Below are 26,463 nucleotides of genomic sequence, written 5' to 3' on the forward strand. Positions count from 1 at the left end.
CCTTCCCGCCGTGTCCAGGTCCGCTCCACGTCGTCGTGCCGAGCGGCCGTCGTCCCGGCGCACCCAGTCGAAGGGGAGGCCGGCGGGCAGCGTCCGCACCCGCGCGGAGCGCATCGCCAGCTCCCGAGCGCCGATCGTGCTCTGGGTGCTGACCGTCCTCGCCGGCCTCGGCCTGCTCGCCGCCTGCGTCGCCGACCTCGACCCCGGCTGGTTCTGCGGTGCCGGGGCGGTCGCGATCGCCACGGCGTACGCCTGGGCGCTCGCCGCCCGCACCGGTGGCCGCCCGGTCGTGGTGGGACTGCTCGCCCTGGTGCTCGGCGTCGCGGTCGTCGTGCTCGACGACGACCGGCTGCGCACCGGCGCCGCCGTGCTGACCGGCGTCGTCGCCGCGGTGCTCGCGGTGATGGGCACCGTGCCGGCGGTGAGGTTCGTGCACGCGGTCCGGGAGGTGCTCGTCGCCGCCGTGGTCGCCGCCGTCGGCGCGCTCGCGGTGGTCGGCTTCGAGCCGGTGGTGACCGTCGCCCGGTTCGAGTACGTCGCCCTCGGGCTCGCCCTGCTCGGCGCCTTCGCCGTCGTCTACCGCCTCGGCGCGGGCCTGCACGGCCTCGGCCGGCGCGGGTTCCTCATCGTGCTGGTCGGCAGCCTGGTGCTCGCCGTGACCCTCGCGTACGCCGAGGTGCTGCGCCGCTACGGCACCCCCGGCCTGATGTCCACCCTGCTCGACGGCGTCGCCTGGAGCCGGGAGAGTCTCGGCGCCTTCCCGCGCCCGCTCGTGAGCGTGCTCGGCGTCCCGGCGCTCGCCTGGGGCACCCACATGCGGGCCCGCCGCCGCCAGGGCTGGTGGGTCTGCGCCTTCGGCGTCGCGGCCACCGCCCCGATCGCGACCGCACTCGTGAACCCGGCGATCGAGCTCTCCGAGGCGGCCCTCTCGGTCGGCTACGGCCTGGTCGTGGGCCTGGCCATCGGCTTCGTGGTGATCCGCCTCGACCTCGCCGTCACCGGCTCCTCCGGCAGGCGCGGCCGCCGGGCCGAGGAGGCGGCCGCGCTGCGCCCCGAGCCGCCCCGGACCCGCCCGCTCCTCTGAACGCCGTCGAGTTGGGCAGAAGTCGCCCACGAGTTGGGCATCGTTCCCGCCCAGCCGTGACCGAGGCCCGACTCAACGGCGATTCCTGCCCAACTCGACGGGTTTGGATCGCGGGGTACCTATCGGTAACGGCTAGGTTCGGCGACATGGCTCGTGAGCAGGTGACCGAGATCGTCGCGGAGATGGTCGCGAACGTGATGAGCGTGGCCGTCGCGCCCGGCGACGCGGTCGCGGCCGGCGACACCGTCGTGCTCCTGGAGTCGATGAAGATGGAGATCCCGATCCTCGTCGAAGCCGCCGGTACGGTCCGCGCGGTCAAAGTCGCTCCGGGCGACGTCGTCCAGGAGGGCGACGTGCTGGTGGAGGTCGCGCGCTAGCAGGCCCGTAGACTCCTCGGGTGCCGCTGCCGCGTGCGGGGCGCACGGAGGGGTGCCGGAGTGGCCGATCGGAACCGCCTTGAAAGCGGTCGTGGGGAGACCCACCGCGGGTTCGAATCCCGCCCCCTCTGCTCTGTTCCGAGGCTCTTACTCCGAGCCGCCGAGCTCCAGCTCCACCTCGTCGTAGGCGAGGTCGTGGATCCGCTGGAGGTGGTGGGAGACGTCGGTGAGCAGCCGCAGCAGGTCGGCGCGCACCACCTCGACGTTCGGGCTCTCCAGGACCCGTGGGCCCAGGGCGCTGAGCCGGTTCAGCAGCAGGGTGCGCTCGCGCAGCAGCCCGCCCTCGCGGGCGGCGAGCCAGCCCTCGCCGCCGTGGGCGGTCTCGGCGATCAGCGCGTCGCGGACGTCGGCCATCCGCTGCCGCACGCTCCAGCGCCAGTTCCCCAGGGGGGCTCCGGGTCGTCGGGGGGCCTCGAGGGCCTGCGTGAGGCCCCGCATCGCGGTCGTCATCCCGTTCGTCGTGACGGTCATCAGGTCCTCCCGGCAGGCCCGGAGCGGTGGGGGGGACTTCGAGTGTCACCCCGTCGGCCACCGGCCACAACCCCGGTGACGGGTTTCATTTCGGTGTCTTGTTCAATCAGTGCGTGCAGACGTCCGACTATCGGCTCGCACCGGCCCTCGGCGCCCGCTTCCTCGGCGTCCTGCTGGTCCTGCTCGCCGTCGTGCTCGCCGTCCTCACCCTGTCCGTCGCCGTCCTGGCCTGGCCGGCCGGCGTCCTGGTCGGGGCTGCGGCGGTGGGCCTGGCCGGCATCCTCGCGACCGGCTGGCTGGTGCTGCGCGGTCTCCCTGTCGTCCGCCTCACCGCCGACGGCTACCGGGTCCGGATGGTCCGCGGCGCCGGCGCGACCGCGGCGTCCTGGGTGGACGTCACCGAGGCGGTCGCCGCCTCCGCGGGCGGTACGCCGGTGGTCGTGATCCGCCTCCGCGACGGCCGGAGCACCACGATCCCGGTGCCGGCGCTCGCCGCCGACCGCGAGGAGTTCGTGCGGGACCTCCAGCGCCATCTCCAGGGCGGCTCCGGGCTCCGGCCTCTCGACGGGCCCGCCCCCTGATTGGGCGCCGCCGCCCGGGTGCTTGTAGCCTGTGCTCGCTGTCGGGGAGGCGTCGCCTAGTCCGGTCTATGGCGCCCGCCTGCTAAGCGGGTTTGGGGCTACCACCCCATCGAGGGTTCAAATCCCTCCGCCTCCGCCAGCCCACGGCCCCCTCTCGCGCACCGCGTCAGGGGGCCGTGGCATGCCCTCCGGTACGCCGCTCCGGGACTGCAGGAAACTGCAGCGATTGCAGAAACGTGCAATGCACAAATCTGAGTCATCCCTCCGTTCGTCCTCCGGCGATCTGCTCGCCCACACTGATGTCACCGGATCATCCGTGGGAGCCGGAAGTAGCAGAAGGTGGGAGAGGGAACATGAACATTGCGCGCAAGGTCGCCATCGCGCTTGTGACCGCGACGCTCAGCGTCGGACTGCTGGGGATCTCGGCCCCGGCGCAGGCCGACACCAGCTGGGGTCGCTGCAGCGCCAAGAGCTGCTGGGGCCGCTAACGAAGCCAGGTCGAGCCGGGGACCCAACTCACCCCCCACTTGTTCGGTCCCAGTGCCACCCCCCGGCCCGGCTCGACCACCACGATGAAGGGCAGCGACCTCCGGTCGCTGCCCTTCATCGCATTTCAGGACCCCGCACCCTCGTCGTCGTGCCCGGTGAGGCCGCGCCGGCCGATGGTGTAGCCGAGCTGGAACCGGGTCTCGGCCTCGAACTCCTCCTTGAGGTCGGAGATGTAGCCGGCGTAGGTGCGCGGGCTGACTCCGAGCCGCTTGGCGGAGACCGGGTCGGAGTGCCCCTCGATCAGCATCCGCAGCGTCATCGAGCGCTGCTCGGAGGCGATGTCCTTCATCACCGACGCCTCGCGGCTGGTGAACGGCCGCCCCCGCTCCCAGGAGCGCTCGAAGACGTCGACCAGGTAGGCGACCACGCCGGGCTCGCGGACCACGAGCGCGATGTCGTGGGTCTCCCTGCTCGGGATGATCGCGACCCGGCGGTCCACGACGATCATCCGGTTGAAGAACTCGTCCAGCGTCCGCACCTCGCCGCCGCGCTCGGTCACGGCGGCGACGTACTTGCGGGTGACGTTGTTGCGCCGGGCGCTGTGCTGGTAGAGCGTGCGGATCCGGGCTCCCCGTTCGAGCAGCGCGGTGTCTCGCAGCACGGTGTTGGGCATCAGCCGCATGTCGCGGATCGCCTGCGGCTGCGCGGTGAGCACCTCCTCCTCGCAGTCGGCGACGACGCCCGCGATGAACGGGTCGATCTCCGCGCGGGGGAGGTACATGAAGGGGCCGGTGGCGGTCGCCTGCGGCGCCCGCCGCCACGCGTGGGCGAGGGCGCCGAACGCGGTCGCCCACTGCGAGGACTCGCTCAGCAGCCGGGCCCCCTCCGTGCCGAGCGGGCTGACCACGCGGGACTGGGCGGCGGCCGGGTCCTGGGCCTCCCACTGCTTCTCGTCCGGGGTGAGCCGGGCCAGGCCCAGGCCGTGCAGGAGCTCGAGCGCCTCGGCGAGCTCACCGCCCGGGACCAGCCGGCTGTCGTCGGCCGGCAGGCCACCCGCGTCGACGAGCTCCTCGTAGAGGGCCGTGCCGGCGGACTCGAACAGGTCGCGCTCCTCCGGTCCGAAGGTCTCCACGCTCCCCTACCCCTCTCGCACACCCCCGTGATGCCAGTGGGGATGATGATTCCACAGGCGGCCAACAGGAGAGGCCCCGTCCGATCCCGGACGGGGCCTCTCCGAAGAGGACCAGGGGTACGGCGCTCAGCCGCCCAGCCGGGCGCGGAGCCCGTCGAGCTCGGTCCAGAGCACCGCCGGCAGGTCCTCGCCGAACCTCTCGAACCACTCCTGGATCTGCGGCACCTCGGCCCGCCACTCGTCGGCGTCGACGTGCAGCGCTGCGGCGAGGTCGGCCTCGGACATGTCGAGCCCGTCGGTGTCGAGGGAGCCCGGGGCCGGCACGTGGCCGATCGGGGTCTCGACCGCGGCGGCCTGGCCGTCGATGCGCTCGACGACCCACTTGAGCACGCGGCTGTTCTCGCCGAAGCCCGGCCACAGGAAGCCGCCCGAACCCCCGTCCTCGGACTGAGCGCGGCGGAACCAGTTGACGTAGAAGATCCTCGGCAGCTTGGCGGCGTCGTTGTCCTTGCCGACGCTGATCCAGTGACTGAAGTAGTCGCCGGCGTTGTAGCCGATGAACGGCAGCATCGCCATCGGGTCGCGGCGCACCACCCCGACCGCGCCGACCGCGGCGGCGGTCGTCTCGGAGGAGAGGGTCGCGCCGAGGAAGGTGCCGTGCGTCCAGTCGCGGGCCTCGAAGACCAGCGGGATCGTGGTCTTGCGGCGGCCGCCGAAGAGGATCGCGTCGATCGGGACGCCGCGCGGGTCGTCGTACTCCGGCGCGAGGATGTCGCACTGCTTGATCGGCGTGCAGTAGCGCGAGTTCGGGTGGCTGGAGACCTCCTCGGACTCGGGCGTCCACGGCTCGCCCTTCCAGGACGTCGCCCTGGCGGGTGGGTTCTCCAGGCCCTCCCACCAGACGTCGCCGTCCTCGGTGAGCGCGACGTTGGTGAAGACCGAGTTGCCCTTGTTGACGGTCGCCATGGCGTTCGGGTTGGTGTGCTCGTTGGTGCCCGGCGCGACGCCGAAGAGGCCGTACTCCGGGTTGACCGCCCACAGCCGGCCGTCCTCGCCGATGCGCATCCAGGCGATGTCGTCCCCGAGCGTCTCGACCTTCCAGCCCGGGATCGTCGGCTTGAGCATCGCGAGGTTGGTCTTGCCGCAGGCGCTCGGGAACGCTGCCGCGACGTACTTCACGACGCCCTGCGGCGAGGTGAGCTTGAGGATCAGCATGTGCTCGGCCAGCCAGCCCTCGTCGCGCGCTATGACCGAGGCGATGCGCAGGGCGTAGCACTTCTTGCCGAGCAGCGCGTTGCCGCCGTACCCCGAGCCGTAGGACCAGATCGTGCGCTCCTCGGGGAACTGCACGATGTACTTGGTGTCGTTGCACGGCCAGGCGACGTCCGCCTGGCCGGGCTCGAGCGGGTGGCCGACGGAGTGCAGCGCCGGCACGAACTCCGCGTCCAGCTCGGTCATCCGGTCGAGCACCGCGCTGCCCATGCGGGCCATCACGCGCATCGAGGCGGTGACGTACGCCGAGTCGGTGAGCTCGACCCCGAACATCGGCTTCTCCGCGTCGAGGTGGCCCATGACGAACGGGATCACGTACATCGTGCGACCGCGCATGCAGCCGTCGTAGAGGCCGCGCATGATCCGCTTCATCTCCTCCGGCGCCATCCAGTTGTTGGTCGGGCCGGCGTCGCGCTCGTCGACCGAGCAGATGAAGGTGCGGTCCTCCACGCGCGCGACGTCGATCGGGTCGCTGGCGGCGTGGAAGGAGTTGGGCTTGATGGCCGGGTTCAGCCGGGTGAAGGTTCCGGTGGAGACCAGGGCGTCGGTGAGCTCGGTCCACTCCTCGTCGGAGCCGGTGCACCAGTGGATCCGGTCGGGCCGGGTCATCGCCGCGACCTCGCGGACGAAGTCGAGGATGCCCTGGTGGGTCGTGGGGGCGGTCGTCGTGACGGTCATGGCGGTTCCCTCTCGCGCGTTCGCGGCGGCTCGCTCGGCGTCGTTGGCGGCGGCTCGGTGGCCCCCGCGGAGGCGGCGGCGGACGTGCTCCGACCCCGTGGGTGGGGCGACAGTAGCCCGGATTCCGAGGCGCACACATTGGAACGTTCAACGGCAGGTGGGGCGGGTCACATCCCTTGTTTTGAGCGGGATTCCCGCGTGCCCGAGAGCCCGGAGTTGGGTCCTTCCGAGACCTAACCGGCGGGAGGGCCGCGCGCCCGCGTGGCGACGCCGAGGACGTACAGCTTCGCCGGCGCGGAAGACGTCCATACGAGGACGCTCACGAGAGCACTGGGACCCACGAAGCCCACGCCAGGAAGCGTCACGATCGCGACGTTGCGGCGCATCCACTCCTCGCGGCGGCGCTCCGGCGCCACCGTCGTCGGCGGAGTTGGAGGCATATGCCGCCGTGACGGAGGCTGTCGACGCGGTGGTCGCTGCGGCGCGGCCCGGAGCCTGCGCCTCAGACCTCTACCAGATCGCGACCGAGGCGATGCATTCGGCAGGATTCACCCGATTCCGTCACACCCACGTGGGACACGGCATCGGCGTGGAGGCGAGGGACGCCCCGGTCCTGACCGCCCGCCAGCCCTGGCTGCCCGCGTTCGCCGACGGCCACGACCTGGTTCTGGAGCCCGGGATGGTCCTCAACGTCGAAGTGCCCTGCGGCGTCCTGGGGGACGGCGGATACCAGCACGAGCTCACCTTCGTCGTGGGCCAAGACGATGCCGCGCTCCTCACCCGCCGCCATCCGTACTATCTGGCGGCCGACGGCTCGGTCGACGAGATCGCGGTGGCGGTGCCGGTCGGGTGACTCCCCGCGGCGGCGACCCTCTCCGGGTTGCCGCCGTGGACGCTCGCGGCGTCTAGCTTCGCTAGGCGCGCGCGGCGATGACCGGCGCTCCGGAGCCCAGCGCCTCGATCTCCGCGCGCGCGGCGAGCAGCACCGGGAGCGCCCGCTCCGGGTCGACCCGGTGCTTGGGTGCCACCAGGGTGAGGGCGATGGTGCGCAGCGTCAGCTCGTCGCGCACGGGCACCGAGAGGGCGGTGACCCCGGGGAGGAACTCGTCGGTGGTCACGGCCCAGCCGGCCGCGCGGATCGCCTCGAGCGCGGTCTCCGACGGCAGCGCGATGCCGGCCCGGCGCCACAGCTCGCGCTGCTCGGCCGAGGTGGCGAAGGCGACCAGCACCTGACTGGACGCACCGGTGTGAAGCGGGATGACCGTGCCGACCCGGATGTTCGCGTTGAGCACCTGGTCGGACTCGGCGCGTTGAACGATCAGGGCGCTGTCGCGTTGCAGCGCTGCGACGGTCGCGCACTCGCCGCTCTCGGCGACGACCGCCTCGAGGATCTGCTGGATCTTGTCGCCCAGCCCCGCCTGGCGCAGCGCGGCGTTCCCGATCCGGGTGGCCAGCAACGACAGCGCATAGCGGCCGTCGCCGTGCTGCTCGACCCACCCCGAGGCGACCAGCGTGCTGAGCTGCTTGTGCACGGTTCCCCGGGACGCCCCGACGATGCGCGCCAACTCGCTGACCCCAGCGGGGCGGCCGACCGAGGCCATGGTCTCCAGCAGCGCCAGCGCCTTCTGGGTGGAGGTCAGCAGGTTCCCAGCCCGGTCCACCCCCGGCGTTGCCGGTACGGCGACGCTGTCATCGGTCACGGTCCAAGACCCTACTCGACGCGCGGCGATCACCCGGGCCGGCGTCGGCCTCCCCTGGGCGCCGAGCTCGTCACGGGCTCGGGAAGTCCGGGCGACCGGCGCTGAGCCAGTCATCGAGCAGGTCGACCGCCTGCTCACGAGGGTCGTCCAACTCCTCCACGGCCGCGGCGTAGCGCTGCAGGAGCCGGAGCGCCCCGGGGGCGGACCGGCCGAACGACGCGAGCAGGTCTGCGACCACGTCGCCGGCGCCGCCGGTCGGGGCGAGGTCGGTGACCATCCCCCACTCCTCGGCCTGCTCGGCCGGCACCCGGCGACCGGTGAGGACCAGCAGCTGGGCGCGCTTGGCGCCGACGTACCGAGGCAGGTACTCGGCGACGACCAGCGGGGCCAGTCCGTGCTCGACCTCATCGAAGGCGAAGACCGCGGTCGGGTCGGCGACCGTCACGTCGCACTGCAGCGCCAACCCCGCGCCGAAGCCGAAGGCGCGGCCCTGGACCTCGGCGACACTGACCCCCGGGAAGGTGTTCAGCAACCGGTTCGCCGTCAGGATCATCCGCAGCGACTCGGGGCGACTGAGCCCCTCCACCACCTCGCCCTGCAGCCGGCCGAGACAGAAGTCGGGGCCGGCAGCGCGCAGGTGCAGCAGCAGTCGCCGCTCGTCGTGGGCACGGGTCAGCGCCGCGATCAGTTCGCGCATCGCCGCCACCGACACCACATTGCCGGGGTGCCCGGTCTGCAGCGTGATGACCTGGACCTCGCCCGAGACCTCCGACGACACGAGCTGACCGGCCGGAGCGGAGGGCGCGCTGACGTCGGTCACTGGGGACTCCGGGTGTCCAGCGCGCCGGAGGTCGCCCGGGACAGCTCCTCGACAGCCGCCATCGCGACGTCGTGGTCCTGGTGGGCGGTGCCGCCGCTGATCCCGACGCCGCCGACGACCGTGTCGCCCTCGAGCACGTGGACGCCGCCGCCGATCGCCGTGAAGTGGCCGCCGTTGGTCTGGTCGATGCCCCACGCCGGGCCGCCGGGCTGGGACACTCCGGCGTAGAAGGTGGTGTGGTTGCGCGCCCCCGCGGCCGTGAACGCCTTGTCGATGGCGATCGACACACTGGTGATCTTGGCGCCGTCCTCGCGCACGAAGGCCACCAGGTTGCCGCTCTCGTCGGCGACGGCGATGCACATCGGGACGCCCATCTGGTCCGACGCCTTGCGAGCGCCCGCGACGAGCACCTCGGCCTCGTCGAGTCCGATTCGTCGGATGTCCTGCACGTCAGCTCTCCTCGTTGGTCAGGTAGGGGAGCTCGCGCTCCCAGGTTGCGATGATGTTCTTGATCTCGGGCCGCAGGTCCTCCGGCACCGCGTCGTACGGGTACGCTGGCGTGCCCATCGGGATGCCCAGGCACTCCAGCGCCGCCTTGGCCAGCGGCATCAGGCCGTACTTCCCCCACGCCGCCGGGAACCGGCCGATGAGCGTCTGCATCCTCCCGGCCAGCGCCAGGTCGCCGGCCGCCAGCGCGTCGCGGATCGCCGCGGCCACCAGGGTCAGCCCGGCCGGGGTCATCGCGCCGGCGCCGCCGCTGAGCATGATCGCCAACATCGGCTGGATGGTCCCGAGGTACTGGGCGTGGCCGGCCTTCTGGATCTCCTCGACCGCGCGGAGATTGCGCGAGATGTCGCGCGAGGAGTCCTTCATCGCCACCACGTTGTCGACCGAGCAGGCCTCGACCAGCGTGGCGAAGTCGGGGTCGCAGCCGCGGCCCGGGTGGTGGTAGAGCACCACCGGCAGCGGGCTGCGAGAGGCGACGGCCTCGACGAAGGCGATGGTCTCGCCCGCCGACGGCGGCCCGCCCGCCGGCCGGGACGGGAGCAGGACCTGCGCGAAGTGGGCGCCGGCGCCGGCCGCGAGCTCGGTGAGGTCGAGGACCTCCGCAGGCGTCGGCGCGCTGACCCCGGCCAGCACCGTCGTGCGGCTGGCGAGCGCGCGGACCGACTCGGCCAGCAGCCCGCGCCGCAGAGCAGGACTGAGCATGGCGTACTCGGACACCTCGGCCCCCAGGACGCTGACGGAGTCGCAGTGCGGGACCATGAAGTCGTACAGGCGCTCGAGCGTGGGTCGAGCGACCTCGCCCGACGGCGCGAACGGGGTCAGCAGCGCGCCGACGACCCCCTGCAGTGGCATCTGGCTGGGTCTCCTTCTCGATGGCGCCGGGCGGTCCGGCGCGCGGGGGGACGGCGGGCGGTTGGTCCGCCGCCGCGAGGACCTCTGGCCGGCGATGGCCCGCTCGATCCGGGAGGCCGCGGCGGTCACCACCCGGCGTACGCGGGCCAGCCGCTGCTGGTCGCACGGCCCGCCGTCGAGGTGGGCGTTGACCGCCAGGCAGGTCCGGCCGTCGGGCCCCCGGACGGGGACGATCACCCGGCTGACCCGCAGGTCGGCGGCCTGGTCGGACCCCGCGGCGTCCACCGCGTCGACATCCAGTACGTCGAACCCGGGGCCGAGACCGGCCACCACCTTCTGGAACTCCTCGTAGATCTCGGTGCCGACCCCGGCACTGGTCGTGCTGCGGGCGAACTGGTCAAGGGAGGCGAAGCCGGAGTCGTCGCGGTAGACCAGCCAGCCGTCCTCGCGGACCCTGGCCAGGGTCTGCTCGTAGGCGTGCCGCAGCTCGGGGCTGAGCGGCACCGGGGACCGGCCGAGCCATTCCTCGATGACATGCGGCGGCTCCCACGCCATGAACTGACCCCCGAGGGGCGGGATCATCGGGATCCGGCGGCCCACCATGGGCGGTCCGCTCTCGGACCCCGAGACGCCGGCGCTGGCCAGCACCACGAGGTTGGCGTCCACGGGCGCCGACACCGTGCACTCCAGACCCAGCTCGGCGGCGAGAGCCTCGAGCTCGGGCCGGGCTACCTCCGAGGCGCGGACCAGACGGACCAGGTCCGGTTCGTCTGCCACGACCAGGGAGTGGGAGGAGAACTCGCCGTACCCTCCCCGGAAGAACATCAGCGGCAGCGAGGCATCCTCGACGTCCAACGCCCGCACCCGTCCGGCCACCAGGTAGTGGTCGCCCGCCTCGGTGACCGACTCGATGTCGCAGTCGATCCAGGCCACCACCCCGTCGAGCACCGGTGAGCCGGAGCCGGCCGGGCGCCAGGAGATCCCGTCGAAGCGGTCGAGGCCCTTCATCGCGAAGGACCGGCACACTCCGGACTGGTGGGAGGCCAGGACGTTGACGCAGAACGAGCCGGCCTCGCGGATCCGCGGGAACGTCGATGACTTCTTCTCGGGGAAGAAGGCCACCAGCGGCGGGTCGAGGGACACCGAGGTGAACGACCCGACGGCCATGCCGACCGGCTCGCCGTCGGGATGGAGGGCCGTCACCACCGTGACGCCGGTGGGGTAATGGCCCAGCACCTGACGGAAGCGGGCCGCGTCGAACTGGGCGGCCGCGGCGTCGGAGCCGCGGGCGGGCGCGGGCGCCCGCTGGATCGTTGTCATCTCGTCCTCCTTCACGGACAGCAGCGGTGGGGGTACGGCGAGCGGCGCGGCCGATGCAGCGCGGGCCAGCCGGCCGCCGTCCTCCCACCAGTGGGCGATGGCGTCGTCGAGCAGATCCAGCTCGGATTCGGTCACGTAGCATCCCGGCAGGGTGCTGGCACCCAGCTCGCCGAGGACGGGTCGCAGATGGACCTCGACGGCCAGCGCGTGGGCCGGTGACCCTCCGAGCATCACCGCCGCGCAGGGCACGCCCGCGAGCGATCCGGCGCCGAACCAGTCGAGGAACGCCTTGAGCAGGCCCGTGTAGCTGGCCTTGTAGACCGGCGAGGCCACGACCAGGCCGACCGCGTCCCGCACCTGGTCGACCGCGGCCCCGCAGCGCTCGCTGGTCCAGTCGAACAGCTCCGGGCCGAGATCGGCCAGCTCGATCGTGACGATCTCGGGGCGACTCGACTCGTCGGCGAGCGCCCCGGCCAGCCGGTCGGCCACTGCCTGCGCGACGGCGGTGGTGCGGGACGCGGCCTTGGGGTTCCCGCTGACGACGACGACCCGCCGGGGCGCCGGGCGCGGATCGGCCTGGCGAGAGCTCACGTGACGACCTGTGGAGACGTCGGCACCTCGCCCACGTCCGGCAGCGGCTGGCCCTTGGTCTCCGGACCGAGGAACGGGGCGATGAGCAGGCCCAGCCCGTAGCCGATGCAGCCGATCACGATCGCCGCAGTCGCGATGGACCCGCCGAAGGCACTGATGAGCGTCGGTGTCATCAGCGCGCCCACAGCAGCGGGGAAGCGGGCGAGGTTGAAGACCATCGACATGCCGGTGGCACGGACGTTGGTCGGGAACAGTTCGCTCGGGTAAAGCGCGAGCCAGGTCATCTGCCCGAGGGTGAAGAAGCCGTTCACGAACGCCGCCACGATGAGCTCACCGCGGGTGTCGGGCCAGATGAAGAAGACCGGCGTGAGGGCGGCCGACATGGCGAAGAACAGCGCCAGCGTCGGCTTGCGGCCCAAGACGTCGGCGAGCCAGCCCATCGTCAGGTACCCGAGGACGCCCGCAGCGTTGTAGGAGAGCACGACCAGGGTGATGCTGGTCGGCAGGTCGCTGACGGTCCCGGCCATCGTGGCCGCCGCGAAGGCGGGAATCCAGGTCGAGACAGCCCACCAGCCCACCATGGACCCGAGTGCGCCGATCAGGAGCACCCCTGCCCGCCGGCGGTAGGCCGGGACGCTGAGCAGCTGGGCGAAGGTGGTACGGGCGAGAAGCTGGTCCTGCTGGTCGGCCGTGCCGGAGGCCACCGCGGACTCGGCGTGCCGGCGCTCCTCGTCGGCCTCCTTCCACATCACGGAGTCCTCGACGTTGCGCCGGATGAACAGCACGAGCAGCGCGGGGGCGACGCCGATGAGGTACATCCAGCGCCAGTCGCCCGGGTCGCCGGTGTTGACCACCTGCCACAGTCCCGTGGCGATCAGGAAGCCGACGCCGAAGGCCGCCTGGAGGAAGGCCATCCGGCGGCCGCGGCGGGCCGGCAGCGCGGTCTCCGCGACCAGCGAGCTGCCGCCGCCCCACTCCGCCCCCATGCCCAGGCCGGTGAGGAACCGAAGCACGAGGTACAGCCCGAACGACGGTGCCAGCGCGGTGAGTCCCGCGCAGATGGAGTACCACAGGATGGAGACCATCAGCACCCGCCGCCGGCCGAACCGGTCGGCGAGGACGCCGGAGGCGAGTCCGCCGATGGCCCACGCGACGAGCGTGATCGCCAGCACGGCGCCCACGTAGATCGGGCTGGCCAGGGCCGTGCCCGGGCCGACCAGGTCGTTGACCAGCGCCGACGCGACGAGCACCGTCGCGAAGGTCTCGTAACCGTCGAACATCCACCCGAGATACGCGCCCGTGAGGGCGTTACGACGCGACCGAGCGCTTTCTGCACCCTGATGGCCGCGTGTCATTGCCGCCGTACCCGTCATGCTGACTCTCCCCTTGATACGTATTCGCATACGATACGTTGTCGCCGATGTGAAGACGAAGGTAGTGTGACGGCCGACACCACGTCAAGACACTCGGCACGACGACCTGGCGATCGGGCGCGGCGAGACCCGGCAGAGTCCGGCTCAACCGGCGAGACCGAGGACGCTCTGGACCGCGGTGTACACCGCGAGGAGCACGAGCAGTCCCGCGAAGACGTCCCTGAGGCGCCGGCCGGGGAGACGGTCGGCGACACCCTTGCCGACCAGGGTCCCGACCATCGCGGCAGCCGCGAGGGGCCCGATCAGGGCCAGGTCGAGATGCACGTTGCCGATCCGCGCGGCCAGCGATGTCGCGGAGTTCAGGGTGACCACGAGCAGCGAGGTGCCCACCGCGAGCTCCATCGGCATCCGCAGCACTAGCACCAGGGCCGGGACGATCACGAAGCCGCCGCCGACGCCGAAGAACCCGGTGAGGAAGCCGACCGCGAGCGCGACACTCACGACTCCCGTGAAGGACGCCGACCCCCTCACGGTCCGCGACGAGGCCCTCGTCGCGACACCGGTGTCGAGGACGGACGACGAGGAGCCGGGGCCCGGCGGAGGCTCGGAGCCGCCGACACCGGGATTCCGCCGGAGCATCGCGAGAGCGGCCAGGACCAGCAGGACGGAGAAGCCGAGCAGCACCGCGTCCTGATCCACCCGGCGGTTGAGCCAGGAGCCGGCCCACGCGGCCGGGAATCCGACGAGGCTGAGCCCCACGCCGGTCCGCCAGGCGACGCGTCCGGCGGGGGCATAGCTGAGCATGCCCACGAACGCGGCGGCGCCGACGATCGCCAGGCTGCCGGTGGTCGCCTCCGACACCGGAAGGCCCACCACATAGACGAGCGCGGGCACCGTGAGGATCGCTCCTCCGCCGCCGAGCCCACCGAGGACCAGTCCGATCAGCAGCCCGAGTACGACCGGCTGAGCCCAGCTCAACGCGGGCTCACTCGACCGCCCCCGAGGATCCGTCCGGTCGCACGACAGGTAGCCCGGCGTCACGCCAGGCACGCATGCCGCCGGCAAGGTTGTAGACCCGGGTACGGCCGCTGGCCTCGAGCGTGCGGGCCGCCGCGCGCGACCGGTTCCCCGACCGGCACACCACGACCACGGGTACGTCGGGCAGCGCCGCGGGGTCCAGCTCGCCGAGCGGGAGGTGCCAGGCCTGCTCGGCATGCCCCAGCGCCCACTCGTCGTCCTCGCGGACGTCGAGCAGCAGCGCGTCGTCCGCCAGCAGCTCACGGGCCCGCGACAGGTCCACGTCGACCGGGTCTGTCGAAGGCGACGTCACCTCGGACGCCCCCCGGCCAGGACCGTGACCGTCGTGCGGTCGGGGCTGGTCAGGTCGGTGACGAAGGCGAACCGGTCGCCGCGCACCAGCGTCTGGCGCCACTCCACGAGTTCGCCGCGCAGGTTGCCGAGCCGGTCGATCGCCAGCACCGCGGTGCGCTCGTCGATGTCGAGCGTTGCCCGCTCGGCCACGGTCGGTACGGCGGCGCGGACCTGCTCGCTGCCGCCGGTCAGCCGTACGCCGCAGAGCCGGTCCAGCTCGGCGTACAGCGACGTGCGGGTGAAGTCGGCGTCGAGCAGTGGCGCCGCCAGCCGAGCCGGGAGCCACACACGGTCCATGGCCAGCGGCACCTCGTCGGCCAGCCGGACCCGCTCGAGGTAGACCAGCGGCGAGGACTCCTCGAGCCCCAGCCGGGTTGCCACCGTTCCGTCCGCGCGGGCGTCCAGTCGCCGCACCTCGCTGCGTTGCCGGTACCCGGCGCGCTCCACCGAGGCGAACAGGCTGTAGAGCGCACCCTGCTGCTGACTGATCTCCTTCTCGGCGACCCGCGAGGCGCGGCCGCGGCCGGCGGAGATCAAGCCCGCCTCACGCAGGCTGCGCAGCGCCTGGCGCACCGTCTGCCGGCTGACCTTGTACTCGGCGACGAGAGTCGCCTCGCTCGGGAATCCCTCACGGAACTCCCCCCGGCGCAGCCGCCGGGTCACGTCGGCCCGGACCTGCTCCCACAGAGGCCCGCCGCCGGTCCGGTCGGGCCGCCTGGCCGACGCGTGCCGGCGCGGATATGACTGCTGGTTCATCTGTCGTCTCCCCTTGCGATCCCCCGCGCCGCCTATTACGTTAACAAAAGTACGTACAGCTTGTGGCGTTATTGAGCCAAAAGATACGTACAAAAGCGTCGGCGTGCAACCACGTCGCCACCCAGAACAGGAGGCCTGGTGAGTCTGAACGTCGAGATCCTCGATACCGCCGAGCTCGGCGATCGCAGCTACGTGGTCGATAACGGCGAGCTCGCACTCGTGGTCGATCCCCAGCGCGACGTGGACCGGGTCGAGCGGGTACTGGAGGAGCGCGGGTTGACCTGCGCCGCCGTCCTGGAGACCCACATCCACAACGACTATGTCACCGGCGGGCTCACGCTCGCGCGCCGGCTCGGGGCCGACTACGTGGTCGGTGCCGACGACCCGGTGCGCTTCTCGCGACGGCCGGTGCGCGGCGGGGACCTCCTGGACGTGGGCTCGCTCCAGGTCGAGGTGATCGCCACCCCCGGCCACACCGCGACCCACCTGGCCTATCTCGTGCGTACCGACGGGGAGGACCCCGCGCTGTTCTCCGGCGGCTCCCTGCTCTACGGCAGCGTGGGCCGCACCGACCTGCTGGGGCGCGACCGCACCGACGAGCTGACTCGCGCCCAGCACCGGTCTGCGCGGCTGCTCGGCGACCTGCCGGGGCCGACCCGCCTGTACCCGACGCACGGGTTCGGCAGCTTCTGCTCCTCCGGAGCGGCCACCCAGAGCGACCGCTCGACCATCGCGCAGGAGCGCGTCCACAACGACGCCCTGGTCGAAACCGACGAGGACGCCTTCGTCAGCCGGCTGGTCGCGAACCTGACCGCCTATCCCGCCTACTACGCGCGCATGAGCGGCCGGAACCTCGCCGGACCCGAGCCGGCGGACCTGAGCGTTCCCGAGCTCGCCGGACCGGACGAGATCCGCGCCCGGATCGCGGCCGGCGACTGGGTGGTCGACCTGCGCCACCGCACGGCATACGCCGCCGGGCACCTGTCCGGGACCGTGGGTATCGAGCTGGGCAGCCAGTTCTCGACCTATCTCGGCTGGCTGATGCCGTGGGGAGCCCCCCTGACCCTCGTCGGCGAGAGCGTCGAACAGGTCCGGGAGGCGCAGCGCCAGCTCGTGCGCATCGGCATCGAGCGGCCCGACGCCGCCGCCGTCGGGCCCGTGGCGACGCTGGCCGGCGATGAGGCCCTCGGCTCCTACCCCCGGGCGACCTTCACGGAGCTGGCCGCGCTCGACCCCGGGCGCCGGGCGGGGCTCACCGTGCTCGACGTACGCCGCGACGACGAGCGGGCGGCCGGTGCCATCCCCGGCACGCTCCACATCCCGCTGCACAGCCTGGAGCAGCGGATGTCCGAGCTGCCCGACCAGACACTGTGGGTGCACTGCGCCAGCGGCTTCCGCGCCTCGATCGCCGTCAGCCTGCTGGCTCGGGCCGGCCGCGACGTCGTCCTCGTCGACGACGACTTCAGCCGCTCGGCGCTGCTGTCCCCCACGTGACGCTCCTCCCCGCCCCCTACAAGAAGGAGAAGAACAGCATGACCCAGCAGCACCACGAGGTGCTCGTCGTCGGAGGCGGTACCGCCGGGATCTCGGTGGCATCGCGTCTCCTGCGCCAGGGCGTCCGCGACGTCGCCGTCCTCGAGCCGTCCGAAGTCCACTACTACCAGCCGCTGTGGACGCTGGTCGGCGGCGGGCGCGCCCCGCTCTCGGCCAGCAGCCGTCCGATGGCCTCGGTCATGCCCGGCCGCGCCACATGGGTCCGCTCCGCGGCCACCGACATCGACCCCGACCGCCGCGAGGTGACCACGGGCGACGGCGCGGTCCTGACCTACGACCAGCTCGTCGTGTGCCCCGGCATCCAGCTCGACTGGGAACGTGTGCCCGGGATGACCGAAGCCCTCGAGACGCCCCAGGTCTCGTCGAACTATGCGGTGGAGCTGGCGCCCAAGACCTGGCGGATGATCCAGGACATGCGCCGCGGAACCGCGGTCTTCGCCATGCCCAGCGGACCGATCAAGTGCGCCGGTGCGCCGCAGAAGATCGCCTACCTCGCTGCCGACTACTGGCGTCAGCGCGGGGTCCTGGACGACATCCGCGTCGTGCTGGTGCTGCCTACGCCGAAAATCTTCGGCGTGCCCGTGTTCGCCCGCGAGCTCGACCGGGTCGCGGCGGCGTACGGCATCGAGGTGCGGACCAGCAGCGAGGTCACCGAGATCAAGCCCGAGAACCGGTCCGTCGTCGTGACCGACAACGGCGCCGGGACCGAGGAGTCCCTCGACTACGACCTCCTGCACGTGGTCCCGCCGCAGTCGGCTCCGGACTGGGTCAAGGCCACGCCCCTGGCCGACCCGGACAACCCGGCCGGCTACGTCCAGATCGACAAGCACACGATGCAGCACACCCGCTACCCGGACGTGTTCGCCCTCGGCGACGCCGGATCGAGCCCGAACTCCAAGACCGGTGCGGCTATCCGCAAGCAGGCTCCCGTCGTTGCCGCCAACCTGCTTGCGGTTCGCGCGGGCAAGGCGCCGACGTCGTCCTACGACGGGTACGCCTCCTGCCCGCTGACGACGGCTCGCAACAAGATGCTGCTCGCCGAGTTCGACTACTCCATGGAGCCGGCGCCCAGCCTGCCCCTGATCGACACCACCAAGGAGCGGCGCGACATGTGGCTCCTGAAGCGGCACGGCCTGCCGGCGATGTACTGGAACCTCATGCTCAAGGGCCGGGCCTGACCAGCACGGGCCTGACCGGCATCAGAACGGGACCCGCCGGGCGCGCGGGTCGCCGAGGCACGCTCTGACGCGCCGCCAGAACGACAACCACCGCTGAGCGTCCTCCGCCCGCGGCACGTCCTCTCCGGGACCTGCCGCGGGCGGAGGGGCGTCCTGGGCCTCCTCCACCCACCCAGTCGAACACCCCTCGCCACCCGGGCCGGCCACGGTCTCGGCATCCGAGCCGCCGCCGGGGTGCTCGCCGGCCCCGGCGCTTGAGGTGTGGCGCTTGACACGGTCTCGCCTGTCTCTAGGATGTATCTCAGTAGGTGACAACGTATTCGATAGCGATACGTATCTCCCCGAGACACCGCCCGACACGAACAGACAGCGGAGGCCGTGCGTGACCACAACTTCTCGCGAGGACCGACAGATGCTCCTCACCGCATGCTTCATGGGGCTGGGGATGCACCTCGGTGCCTGGCGGTACCGCGACGAGGATCCGCTGGACTACACGAGGCCCGACTTCTTCCGGTCACTGGCCCGGACCGCGGAGCGCGGGAAGCTGCATGCGGTGTTCCTCGCCGACACCCTCACCAACGCCGAGGAGGGCACCGACCGGCCGGCGCTCGGCGCCCTCGACCCGGCCGTCGTACTGGCGACCATGGCGGGGGTGACTGACCGCATCGGGCTGGTCGGCACGTCCTCGACCACGTTCAACCAGCCCTACGACCTGGCTCGCCGCTACGCGACCCTGGATCATCTGAGCAACGGACGGGCCGCCTGGAACGCCGTCACCACCTTCGTGCCCACGGTGGCCGACAACTTCGGGTCCGCGAGCCTGCCGGACCGCAGCGAGCGCTACTCGCGAGCCGCTGAGTTCTGCGAGGTCGTGCTGGAACTGTGGGACAGTTGGGCGGCGGATGCCGTCGTCGGTGACCGCGATGCCGGCCTGTTCGCCGACCCCGAGCGCGTCACCCCGATCGACCACGTCGGCCCCCACTTCAACGTGCGCGGGCCGATGACGATGCCGCGCTCACCCCAGGGCCGCCCCGCGCTGTTCCAGGCCGGCGGGTCCGATGCCGGACGCGACCTCGCGGCCAGGTACGCCGACGTCGTGTTCACCGTGCAGAACGTCCAGTCCGAGGCGGTGGCGTTCCGTGCCGATCTCCGGGCCCGGGCCGCCGCCCACGGGCGCGCCGCCGGCGCCGTCAAGGTGCTGCCCGGACTGCTGCCGGTCCTCGGGTCCACGATGGAGGAGGCCCGCGCCCGCAAGGTCGCGCTCGACGAGGGGCTCGGGACCCAGCCGGAGCTCGCCAAGCTTGCCCGGCGCGTCGGCGTCCCGGCCGAAGAGCTCGAGCTCGACGCCCCGCTGCCGGTCGACAAGCTCATCCCCGAGGACGAGTTCAAGGGCAGCGCGGGCTTCCGTGCCGCCGTCGTCGCACTGGCACAGGAGCGTGGGCTCACCGTCCGCCAGATCCTCGCCGAGAACGGCGGCGGCCACCTCCAGGTCGTCGGGACCCCGGCGAGCGTCGCGGACCTGATGGTCCGGTGGTACGACGCCGGGGCCGGCGACGGCTTCAACCTCATGGTCGACGTCCTGCCCTCCGGGCTGGACCAGATCGTCGACCAACTGGTGCCCGAGCTCCAGCGGCGCGGGGTCTTCCACCAGGACTACAAGCACGAGCTGTTCCTGGACAACCTGGGAGTCGGCGTGGCGTGACTGCCCGCTGAGGCGCCCGGAGGTGCCCCGTCCCAGCTGCTCATCCCCCGGGAAGGATCCGTCCCGGGGGATGAGGCATTTCTGGTCCCGTACCGAAGACGCCGTACCGCCGACGGCGTATCGAAAGTGCCGCACCGAAAATGACCACGGTCCTCCCGGCTCGTCGGAGCCGGGAGGACCCTAGTCGCGATGGGTCAGGAGTGGACCAGGTCCCCGACCGGGAGCCGGAGGCCCCGACGCTCGAGGATCGGGACGACGTTCTCGATGAAGAAGTCCAGCTCGGGCTCGTAGTCGTAGAACCCCAGCTGCACACCGCCCATCCCGGCGCGGTGCAGCCCCTCGAGCTGGTCGGCGACCTCCTCCGGACTCCCGATGATCTGCACGTGCCCGCCGAGGACCCGGTCGGCCGGAACGTGGTCGGGCCAGCCGTGCGCGTCGCCGGACTTGTGACGGTTGTCGTAGCTGACGATCGAGCCTGTGTCGGGACGCGAGGCGATCTCCTCGGCGTAGGCCACCGCCTCGTCGTGCGTGGGCCTGCAGATCACCATCGGGAAGATGATGGTGCGGTGGTCGCGGCCCGTCGCCTCGTAGGCGGCCCGGATGTCCGCACAGATGTCGGGCAGGGAGCGCATCGCCTTCTCGTACGGCGCACCTGACTTGCTGGAGGTGAAGACGATGTCGGCGTGCTCCGCGGCGTACTCGAAGCCGGCGGGCGAGGCGCTGGCCGAGACCATGATGGGGCGGCCGTAGCGCGGGCGCGGGGAGATGTAGGCGTCCTGCGTCGAGTACCACTCGCCGGCGTACGTGAGGTTCTCCAGGCCGAGCCAGAGATCCTCCATGACGGCGCTGAACTCTCCGGCCTGCCGGTAGCGCGCGTCGTGGTCGATCCGCGTCATGCCGAACATCGCGCTCTCCTTCGGGTCGTAGCCCGTGACGATGTTGAGGCCGAACCGGCCGGCCGCGATGTGGTCGGCGGTCGCCGCGAAGCGCGCCAGGTAGAGCGGGTGCAGGTTGCCGTAGAGAACGTGGACAGTGGAGATCGTGATCATCCGCGAGGTCACCGGCGCCAGCGCCACGGTCGAGATGAAGGGATCGAGGAAGTTCTCCCGGTAATTGGCCTCACCGCCGAAGCCGCCCTTGCCGACCCACTGCTGGAGCCCGAAGACGAAGTCGAACCCCGCCGCCTCGGCCCGCTGGGTGAGCCTCTTGTTGTACTCGAAGCTCCAGTCCGTCCCTCGCGGAAGCAGCGACTGGGAGAACCCGCCGTTCTGCGTGGGAAGGAACAGGCCGAGCATCAGAGGCTGGCGGGCCGCCTGTGACAGCGGGCTGGTCGGGTCCTCCAGCGGCGATGGGGCACGGTGCAGAGTCATTCGAACCTCGATGTCCTCGTGTCTTCTATATGCAAACGTCGTTGCTTATTCCGAGACAAATGTACGAAGGGATCGGGTACACGTCAAGGGACCGGCCTTCGTGATATCCGCCGAGAACCGACTGCGGACGCGGCGCGATTGATGAGGACGTCTCCGGACAGCTGGTCCAGAGCCCGCGGCCACCCCTCCGGCTGCTACCGGTAGCTCGGTTCGCCGCGCATCCTGCAGTTCGGCGAGGCGGCGACGCTGCAGCCTGTCGAGGCTTCTGGACACCTGCCCACTCATCGGCCCACTCATCTGCCCGTCGAGGAGTGCCCTGTTCTCCTTGGGGCCGGCTCCGGCCATCAACTGCTTCACCAGTTGCTGGACATCGGTCGGCTCGGCCACGGCGAACGGTCAACCACCATCGTCCCCGGCGTCCCGCCAACACACCCCATCCCAGCGCCTGGTGCCGGTGGAGCCTAGGATCGCGCCAACCGGCTCCAGCACCGCCTCGGGGCAACATCGCCGGAAGCGCGGAGAGTGCATCAGGGCCCAAGCGGGGGCCAAGACCACGCGGTCGGGATGGGGTGTGCAGACGCTGCAAGGCGCTCGCGGACTGGTCGCGGGTCTTGGCCCCCGAAGACGACGCCCGGATCTCGGGTGCGGCATCCGCGATCGAGATCGAGCCACGGGCCGGGAGTGTCTGGCACCCCGACAGGATGCAGTTCACAAGTTAGGGCGGTTCGCGTGAGCGCCTGTCCGAAGGTCGATCTCGCCTATGGCCGGGGCTTTCTATCGGTGAGTCTTCAGGGGCCAGCGCCGGTTGTCATCACTCCCCGCCACACGGCTGCCGTGGCCGATCCGGTCGTCACGGTCAGGGCAGCACTGGAGAATCCGGTCACAGGTCCACCGCTGCGCGAGGTCGTCGGCGGGCCGGGAAGGATCGTGGTCTCGGTCTGTGACGTGACCCGGGCCCAGCCGCGGCGAGAAATGCTGACGGCCTTGCTCGCCGTCATCGATGATGTTCGCCCTAACGCCGAGGTCACGGTTCTCATCGCGACCGGCACGCATCGTGCGAGTACGCCGGCCGAGGAGATCGAGATGCTCGGCGGTGACGTGCTTCAGCGGGTGCGGGTGGTCAATCACGACGCGCGCGACGACAAGTCCCTCGTCTACTTGGGCATGCATGGCGCGGACGTTCCGGTCTACGTCAACCGGGAGTGGTACGACGCCGATGTCCGCATCACCACCGGATTCGTCGAGCCGCACTTCTTCGCAGGCTTCAGCGGGGGGCCAAGATGGTCGTGCCAGGACTGGCCGGCCTGACCACCACGATGGTGCTGCACGACGCGCGCAGAATCGGCGACCCGCGATCGACCTGGGGGGAGACCGAGGACAACCCAGTCCACCGCGATATCCGCGCATGCGCACAGGCATGTCCTCCGCACTTCTCCGTCGACGTCCTGCTCAATCCCGAAAAGCAGGTGACCCACGCGTTCGGGGGGCAGTTGTCCAGCATGCACGCGGCAGCCTGCGCCGTCGCCCGCAGCCAGGCGATGCAGGCGGTCTCGCAGCGCTTCGAGGTTGTCGTTACCACCGGGTCCGGTTACCCGTTGGACCAGAACTTCTACCAGGCCGTGAAGGGCCTCGCCGCCGCTGAGCGTGTCGTCAATCCGAACGGAGCGATCGTGCTGGTGGCGGAGTGCGCCGACGGCGTACCCCACCACGGCTCGTTCTACGACCTACTCGGCTCGGCGACGACCGCGCGGGGCCTGCTCGATCTCATCGGCAGCCCGGGCTCGCTGTGCCCGACCAGTGGCAGGTGCAGATTCTGGCGCGTGTGCTTGCCCAGACACGGGTGCAGATCGTCTCCAGCCTCGACGCCGAGACGGCGCGGATATGCCACGTGGAACCGGTCTCAGACGTGGAGTCGGCGGTCGCGGAGGCGTTGATGCGGTACGGCCCCGAAGCTCGCGTGTGCTACTTGCCCGACGGGCCGCAGACGATCCCGTTCCTCGTGTAGTGCGCGGTCGAGATCACACTCGGCCGGCGCAGCCGGCATCGGCCCAGATGTGGCGGATCGTGGAGAACCGTGCGGCGAGGGCGGCGATGATGCGGAACGCGCCGTCTCGGTCCTGGATCGATGCGGTCGTGACGACCACGGCGAGGAGGAGCCCGTTGGTATCGACCGCCAGGTGGCATTCGCGGCCGTTGGTCTTCTTCCCCGCGTCGTACCCGCGGGTGTTCTGGTGGACTTGGTCGGAGCCTTGGATGGACTGGGAGTCGAGGATCGCGGCGGTGGGCCTGGGGTCACGGCCCATCCGACGCGGAGCCGATCGCGCAGTACGTCGTGCAGTGCCGAGGCTGCCACACCCCAGCACACCCCGGCTCGGGCTCACCTGCCGAACCAGGCGTACACCGTGCCCGGGGCCGGCTGGGAGCTGCGCCCAGGCGATCCCGCCGCGAACGAGGTAGAAGATCGCGTCCAGCACCAGCCGACGCTCCACTTCTCCGGACGTCCACTCCTCCCGCCCGCGTTGCCAGCAGGCGGGAGTCGGGGCGCTCCAAAGAACGGGCGTCGGGTCGCGCGGCTGGGCAGTGAGGGGTCTGCGAGCAGGCAAGCTCGACTCCCGTTCTCGCTGTCAGCATCCGAGCAACTGGCTCGGCCGACCACTCAACGCCGCGAGATTCGCGGCCTCAGACGACCTTCGGTAGAGTGGCCGTACCCGATCCCGTCAGGGATCGATCGGCGCCCGTAGCTCAACGGATAGAGCATCTGACTACGGATCAGAAGGTTTGGGGTTCGAATCCCTACGGGCGCGCGGGTGTCGAAGCCGCAGCTCCGCTGACCTGCGGCTTCGCGCATTTCAGCGACGAACTGGCGATCAAGTGGCTGGCCAGATCGGTCAGACCAACCGCTCCGGAACATGGGGACACAGCGGCTCCTTCTGCCGGTTCGTCCGCCTCGCGGAGATGCGTTCTCGCCGCGCGAGCCACCTCTGAGTTACTGGGGTAACGCCGGCGGTCACCGGCCCCGGGGACGTGTCGTGCGACGCATCTCCGTGGACAGGTGGGCGGCACATCCGTCGGCGCTCACGCTCAAGGTCGCGTTCGCGCTTCTCACAACTGCAGTTGTTCGCGGCGCTCATCGCGCCCCTGGCTCGCGACCGACGCACGGTTGAGCGAAAGGAGAGCGCCGAGGTTGCCAGACGAACATGCCTGCAAGCGATTGACGCCGGAGGGCTCTTCTGCCGCGAGTACCTGAGGAGACCGGTGAATCTCTCGCCCAGACTGTCCCAGACTGTTCCGTACCGAGCGGTTCAAGACGCTGGTCTGGCCTGCCGTTTCGTTCGTGCGTTGCCATGCAAGAACGGCCGGGGGACCTAAGGAGGCAGCCACAAAGTCGCGACGCGCCACAAAGACGTGTTGCGTTGTAGATCGCAGTGCGCAAGCACGTGGATCAACACGCCCGGCCGAGCGGTGACAAGCGTCGCGGAACCGGTAGCCCGGCCCGTCATCCTGCGATCGGAGGATGTCGACTCACGCCGTGCGGGCTCCACTATCGCAGCGAGGGCGGTCGCTAGGTCGCTCCTAGTAGAGATAGGAGATTTCTCTTGATCCGACACGTCTTCATGTGGCAGCTCGCGGATTCGAAAGACGCGGATCGGGTCCTTGAGCTCCTGGCACGCCTTTCGGATCGGCTGCCCAGCCTGCGCAGCTGGGAGCTTGGTTCCCACGCGGGTGAGCCGAATGAGAACGGGGACCCGTGGGACGGCTGCCTCATCTCGGACTTCGATGATTGGGAAGGACTGCGCGAGTACTCAGAGGACCCCTTCCACATGGAAGTCGTCGATGAACTCCTCCCGTTGGTGAAGTCCAGGGCAGTCGTCGACTTCATCCGGGAGGGCAACGTATGAAGGCCGACATCCATGTCGCGTCGAGTCCCTACGGTCTGGACGACCAGCTCGGAGCGCTGAACCAGATCACCGCAGCCATGCAGGCCGCCGTCATGGAGCGGACTGACGCGGCCCGCATCTACGACTTGAGCATCGACTATTTCGTCGGCATGCCGAGTTTTCAGGCCGCCGGCGATCCCTCCTATCAGATTTACATGAGTCATACGCCGGACGGAACGGTGGTGGACAATCTCAACGGCGTTGGGGCCGACATCAATCAGCGAGTCTGCTATTCCGGCGACGTCATCTTCATGTACACGCACACCGGTACCCACATCGATTCACTGAATCACTTTGGTGTTGACGGGAAGATCTACAACGGTTTCTCGGCCTCGGAACACCTCGGAAGTCGGAACTGGACGAAGGGTGGGGCCGAGCAGATCCCGCCTATCGTTGGGCGCGGGGTCCTGCTCGACATCGCTCGTTTGAAGGGTATCGACTGCCTTCCCGACTCCTATGCGATCACGGTCGACGACTGTGTGGCTGAACTCGCCCGGACCGGTCTGACGCTCAAGGCTGGCGACATAGTTCTCGTGCGGACTGGTCGCATGCGGTACTGGCCGGACGGAGACCGCACTCTCGGCAATCCGCCGGGATTGTCGTTGGACGCTGGTAGGTGGTTGACGGGGCAAGGGATCGCTGTCATCGGAGCTGACCAGGAATGTGTCGAGGTTGGACCCTCGCAGCACGACGACAACTGGCTACCGGGCCACTGCCACTTTCTGGCAGAAGCTGGGGTGCCCATGCTTGAGCTCGTCAACCTCGAAGAGTTGTCGAAGGATGAGGTCAATGAGTTCTGCGTGATCGCTGCGCCGATCCGCCTCCGCGGCGCCACCGGATCGCCGATCCGACCTCTGGCGATCCCCTTCCGTTGATGGCCATCCTGGACGTCCGCGTACTGCAGATTCAGTTCGATGACGCCCGCGAGCCCAGAGATCAAGTCGAGCGGGTGGCGGCACTTGTAGCCGCCCAAGAGGGAGCCGACCTGGTTGTGTTGCCTGAGCTCTGGCTTCACGGCGCGTTCGCTCCTGAGCATTGGACGCAGACGGCGCTCTCAATCGACGGGTATGAGATTTCGGTGTTGGCGGCTGCTGCCCGCAGCGCCGGAACGTACCTGCACGCTGGCACGTTCATCGAACATTCGGGAGCGAGGGGGGGCTCTGGGTCCCCCTCTCGTCGAATGTGGAACACGGCCGTGCTCTTGAGCCGCACCGGTGAACCCCTGTGCGTCAGGCTGAGGTGAGACACCTCCTCTGAGTTCCTTCCCTCGCACGGGGCGAGAAGCGA

The 26,463-nt window shown here is 70.5% G+C and carries 26 protein-coding genes, 3 tRNA genes and 1 pseudogene; 17 read left to right on the plus strand and 13 right to left on the minus strand.

Annotation, left to right across the window (positions count from 1 at the left end; genetic code table 11):
- Nucleotides 1-10: 10 nt before the first annotated feature.
- The 3 genes from ACYVKX_RS10865 to ACYVKX_RS10875 all read left to right on the plus strand — a co-directional run bounded on the left by ACYVKX_RS10865 (nucleotide 11) and on the right by ACYVKX_RS10875 (nucleotide 1,592).
- Nucleotides 11-1,084: a hypothetical protein gene (locus tag ACYVKX_RS10865; RefSeq protein WP_460831914.1), complete on the plus strand. Its 1,074-nt coding sequence runs from the start codon at nucleotides 11-13 to the stop codon at nucleotides 1,082-1,084.
- Nucleotides 1,085-1,230: 146 nt separating this feature from the next.
- The gene (locus ACYVKX_RS10870; protein WP_460831917.1) at nucleotides 1,231-1,461 is read left to right on the plus strand and encodes a biotin/lipoyl-binding carrier protein; all 231 of its coding nucleotides are present in this window, start codon (nucleotides 1,231-1,233) and stop codon (nucleotides 1,459-1,461) included.
- Nucleotides 1,462-1,507: 46 nt separating this feature from the next.
- A tRNA-Ser gene (locus tag ACYVKX_RS10875) sits at nucleotides 1,508-1,592 on the plus strand.
- Nucleotides 1,593-1,608: 16 nt separating this feature from the next.
- Here ACYVKX_RS10875 and ACYVKX_RS10880 read toward each other — a convergent pair.
- Nucleotides 1,609-1,992 carry a hypothetical protein gene (locus ACYVKX_RS10880; protein ID WP_460831919.1) on the minus strand — a complete coding sequence of 128 codons (384 nt, stop codon included), beginning with the start codon at nucleotides 1,990-1,992 and terminating at the stop codon, nucleotides 1,609-1,611.
- Nucleotides 1,993-2,105: 113 nt separating this feature from the next.
- On the opposite strand from ACYVKX_RS10880, the gene ACYVKX_RS10885 reads away from it, so the two are divergent.
- From ACYVKX_RS10885 to ACYVKX_RS10895, 3 genes are all read left to right on the plus strand, one after another.
- A complete protein-coding gene (locus tag ACYVKX_RS10885) occupies nucleotides 2,106-2,573 on the plus strand; it encodes a hypothetical protein (protein WP_460831922.1) in 468 nt (155 codons plus the stop codon).
- Between the two features lie 45 nt (nucleotides 2,574-2,618).
- Nucleotides 2,619-2,712 (plus strand) — tRNA-Ser (locus tag ACYVKX_RS10890).
- Nucleotides 2,713-2,926: 214 nt separating this feature from the next.
- Complete coding sequence (locus tag ACYVKX_RS10895) at nucleotides 2,927-3,061, plus strand: hypothetical protein (RefSeq protein ID WP_460831925.1); 135 nt, start codon at nucleotides 2,927-2,929, stop codon at nucleotides 3,059-3,061.
- 125 nt (nucleotides 3,062-3,186) lie between these two features.
- Here the strand turns inward: ACYVKX_RS10895 and ACYVKX_RS10900 are convergent, their stop codons facing one another.
- A complete protein-coding gene (locus ACYVKX_RS10900) occupies nucleotides 3,187-4,194 on the minus strand; it encodes a LuxR family transcriptional regulator (protein WP_460831928.1) in 1,008 nt (335 codons plus the stop codon).
- 126 nt (nucleotides 4,195-4,320) lie between these two features.
- Nucleotides 4,321-6,144: a phosphoenolpyruvate carboxykinase (GTP) gene (locus ACYVKX_RS10905; RefSeq protein WP_460831930.1), complete on the minus strand. Its 1,824-nt coding sequence runs from the start codon at nucleotides 6,142-6,144 to the stop codon at nucleotides 4,321-4,323.
- On the opposite strand from ACYVKX_RS10905, the gene ACYVKX_RS10910 reads away from it, so the two are divergent.
- The gene (locus ACYVKX_RS10910; RefSeq protein WP_460831975.1) at nucleotides 6,143-6,997 is read left to right on the plus strand and encodes a M24 family metallopeptidase; all 855 of its coding nucleotides are present in this window, start codon (nucleotides 6,143-6,145) and stop codon (nucleotides 6,995-6,997) included. The genes ACYVKX_RS10905 and ACYVKX_RS10910 overlap by 2 nt on opposite strands.
- Nucleotides 6,998-7,058: 61 nt before the next feature.
- Here ACYVKX_RS10910 and ACYVKX_RS10915 read toward each other — a convergent pair whose 3' ends face one another.
- From ACYVKX_RS10915 to ACYVKX_RS10950, 8 genes are all read right to left on the minus strand, one after another.
- Nucleotides 7,059-7,844, minus strand: a complete 786-nt coding sequence (locus ACYVKX_RS10915; protein ID WP_460831932.1) for an IclR family transcriptional regulator — start codon at nucleotides 7,842-7,844, stop codon at nucleotides 7,059-7,061.
- Nucleotides 7,845-7,914: 70 nt separating this feature from the next.
- Nucleotides 7,915-8,664, minus strand: a complete 750-nt coding sequence (locus ACYVKX_RS10920) for an enoyl-CoA hydratase/isomerase family protein (RefSeq protein WP_460831934.1) — start codon at nucleotides 8,662-8,664, stop codon at nucleotides 7,915-7,917.
- Nucleotides 8,661-9,113, minus strand: a complete 453-nt coding sequence (locus ACYVKX_RS10925) for a GlcG/HbpS family heme-binding protein (protein WP_460831937.1) — start codon at nucleotides 9,111-9,113, stop codon at nucleotides 8,661-8,663. Before ACYVKX_RS10925 ends, ACYVKX_RS10920 begins: the two co-directional genes overlap by 4 nt.
- Nucleotide 9,114: 1 nt before the next feature.
- Nucleotides 9,115-11,934 (minus strand): dihydrodipicolinate synthase family protein, encoded by a 2,820-nt coding sequence (locus ACYVKX_RS10930; RefSeq protein WP_460831940.1) that lies wholly within the window; start codon nucleotides 11,932-11,934, stop codon nucleotides 9,115-9,117.
- Entirely contained in the window at nucleotides 11,931-13,214 is a 1,284-nt protein-coding gene (locus ACYVKX_RS10935; RefSeq protein ID WP_460831942.1) for an MFS transporter, read from the minus strand. The genes ACYVKX_RS10930 and ACYVKX_RS10935 overlap by 4 nt, the downstream gene beginning before the upstream one ends.
- 237 nt (nucleotides 13,215-13,451) lie before the next feature.
- Nucleotides 13,452-14,285, minus strand: coding sequence for a sulfite exporter TauE/SafE family protein (locus tag ACYVKX_RS10940; protein ID WP_460831944.1), 834 nt, complete (start codon nucleotides 14,283-14,285; stop codon nucleotides 13,452-13,454).
- Nucleotides 14,286-14,292: 7 nt separating this feature from the next.
- Nucleotides 14,293-14,637: a rhodanese-like domain-containing protein gene (locus tag ACYVKX_RS10945; protein ID WP_460831946.1), complete on the minus strand. Its 345-nt coding sequence runs from the start codon at nucleotides 14,635-14,637 to the stop codon at nucleotides 14,293-14,295.
- Nucleotides 14,634-15,434: a GntR family transcriptional regulator gene (locus tag ACYVKX_RS10950; RefSeq protein WP_460831948.1), complete on the minus strand. Its 801-nt coding sequence runs from the start codon at nucleotides 15,432-15,434 to the stop codon at nucleotides 14,634-14,636. The genes ACYVKX_RS10945 and ACYVKX_RS10950 overlap by 4 nt, the downstream gene beginning before the upstream one ends.
- Nucleotides 15,435-15,572: 138 nt before the next feature.
- Here ACYVKX_RS10950 and ACYVKX_RS10955 point away from each other — a divergent pair, with 138 nt between their 5' ends.
- From ACYVKX_RS10955 to ACYVKX_RS10965, 3 genes are all read left to right on the plus strand, one after another.
- Entirely contained in the window at nucleotides 15,573-16,928 is a 1,356-nt protein-coding gene (locus tag ACYVKX_RS10955; RefSeq protein ID WP_460831951.1) for a rhodanese-like domain-containing protein, read from the plus strand.
- A complete protein-coding gene (locus ACYVKX_RS10960; protein WP_460831953.1) occupies nucleotides 16,925-18,166 on the plus strand; it encodes an NAD(P)/FAD-dependent oxidoreductase in 1,242 nt (413 codons plus the stop codon). The genes ACYVKX_RS10955 and ACYVKX_RS10960 overlap by 4 nt, the downstream gene beginning before the upstream one ends.
- Before the next feature lie 412 nt (nucleotides 18,167-18,578).
- On the plus strand, nucleotides 18,579-19,868 hold the full coding sequence (locus tag ACYVKX_RS10965; RefSeq protein WP_460831955.1) for an NtaA/DmoA family FMN-dependent monooxygenase: 1,290 nt from the start codon (nucleotides 18,579-18,581) through the stop codon (nucleotides 19,866-19,868).
- 194 nt (nucleotides 19,869-20,062) lie between these two features.
- Here ACYVKX_RS10965 and ACYVKX_RS10970 read toward each other — a convergent pair whose 3' ends face one another.
- Entirely contained in the window at nucleotides 20,063-21,238 is a 1,176-nt protein-coding gene (locus tag ACYVKX_RS10970) for an LLM class flavin-dependent oxidoreductase (protein ID WP_460831958.1), read from the minus strand.
- A 729-nt stretch (nucleotides 21,239-21,967) separates the two neighbouring features.
- Here ACYVKX_RS10970 and ACYVKX_RS10975 point away from each other — a divergent pair.
- From ACYVKX_RS10975 to ACYVKX_RS10985, 3 genes and pseudogenes are all read left to right on the plus strand, one after another.
- Nucleotides 21,968-22,546, plus strand: a complete 579-nt coding sequence (locus tag ACYVKX_RS10975) for a lactate racemase domain-containing protein (protein WP_460831960.1) — start codon at nucleotides 21,968-21,970, stop codon at nucleotides 22,544-22,546.
- Nucleotides 22,547-22,776: 230 nt separating this feature from the next.
- A pseudogene (locus ACYVKX_RS10980) lies at nucleotides 22,777-22,989 on the plus strand (hypothetical protein); the annotation flags it as partial.
- Nucleotides 22,990-23,078: 89 nt separating this feature from the next.
- Nucleotides 23,079-23,243 carry a hypothetical protein gene (locus ACYVKX_RS10985; RefSeq protein WP_460831962.1) on the plus strand — a complete coding sequence of 55 codons (165 nt, stop codon included), beginning with the start codon at nucleotides 23,079-23,081 and terminating at the stop codon, nucleotides 23,241-23,243.
- A gap of 13 nt (nucleotides 23,244-23,256) precedes the next feature.
- On the opposite strand, the gene ACYVKX_RS10990 is transcribed toward ACYVKX_RS10985, so the two are convergent.
- Complete coding sequence (locus ACYVKX_RS10990) at nucleotides 23,257-23,541, minus strand: transposase (protein ID WP_460831964.1); 285 nt, start codon at nucleotides 23,539-23,541, stop codon at nucleotides 23,257-23,259.
- 428 nt (nucleotides 23,542-23,969) lie between these two features.
- Here ACYVKX_RS10990 and ACYVKX_RS10995 point away from each other — a divergent pair.
- The 4 genes from ACYVKX_RS10995 to ACYVKX_RS11010 all read left to right on the plus strand — a co-directional run bounded on the left by ACYVKX_RS10995 (nucleotide 23,970) and on the right by ACYVKX_RS11010 (nucleotide 26,419).
- Nucleotides 23,970-24,042, plus strand: a tRNA-Arg gene (locus tag ACYVKX_RS10995).
- A 792-nt stretch (nucleotides 24,043-24,834) separates the two neighbouring features.
- Nucleotides 24,835-25,137 carry a Dabb family protein gene (locus ACYVKX_RS11000; protein WP_460831966.1) on the plus strand — a complete coding sequence of 101 codons (303 nt, stop codon included), beginning with the start codon at nucleotides 24,835-24,837 and terminating at the stop codon, nucleotides 25,135-25,137.
- The gene (locus ACYVKX_RS11005) at nucleotides 25,134-26,051 is read left to right on the plus strand and encodes a cyclase family protein (protein WP_460831968.1); all 918 of its coding nucleotides are present in this window, start codon (nucleotides 25,134-25,136) and stop codon (nucleotides 26,049-26,051) included. Before ACYVKX_RS11000 ends, ACYVKX_RS11005 begins: the two co-directional genes overlap by 4 nt.
- Nucleotides 26,051-26,419, plus strand: a complete 369-nt coding sequence (locus ACYVKX_RS11010) for a nitrilase-related carbon-nitrogen hydrolase (RefSeq protein WP_460831972.1) — start codon at nucleotides 26,051-26,053, stop codon at nucleotides 26,417-26,419. The genes ACYVKX_RS11005 and ACYVKX_RS11010 overlap by 1 nt, the downstream gene beginning before the upstream one ends.
- Nucleotides 26,420-26,463: the final 44 nt, after the last annotated feature.

Source organism: Nocardioides hungaricus (assembly GCF_054782915.1).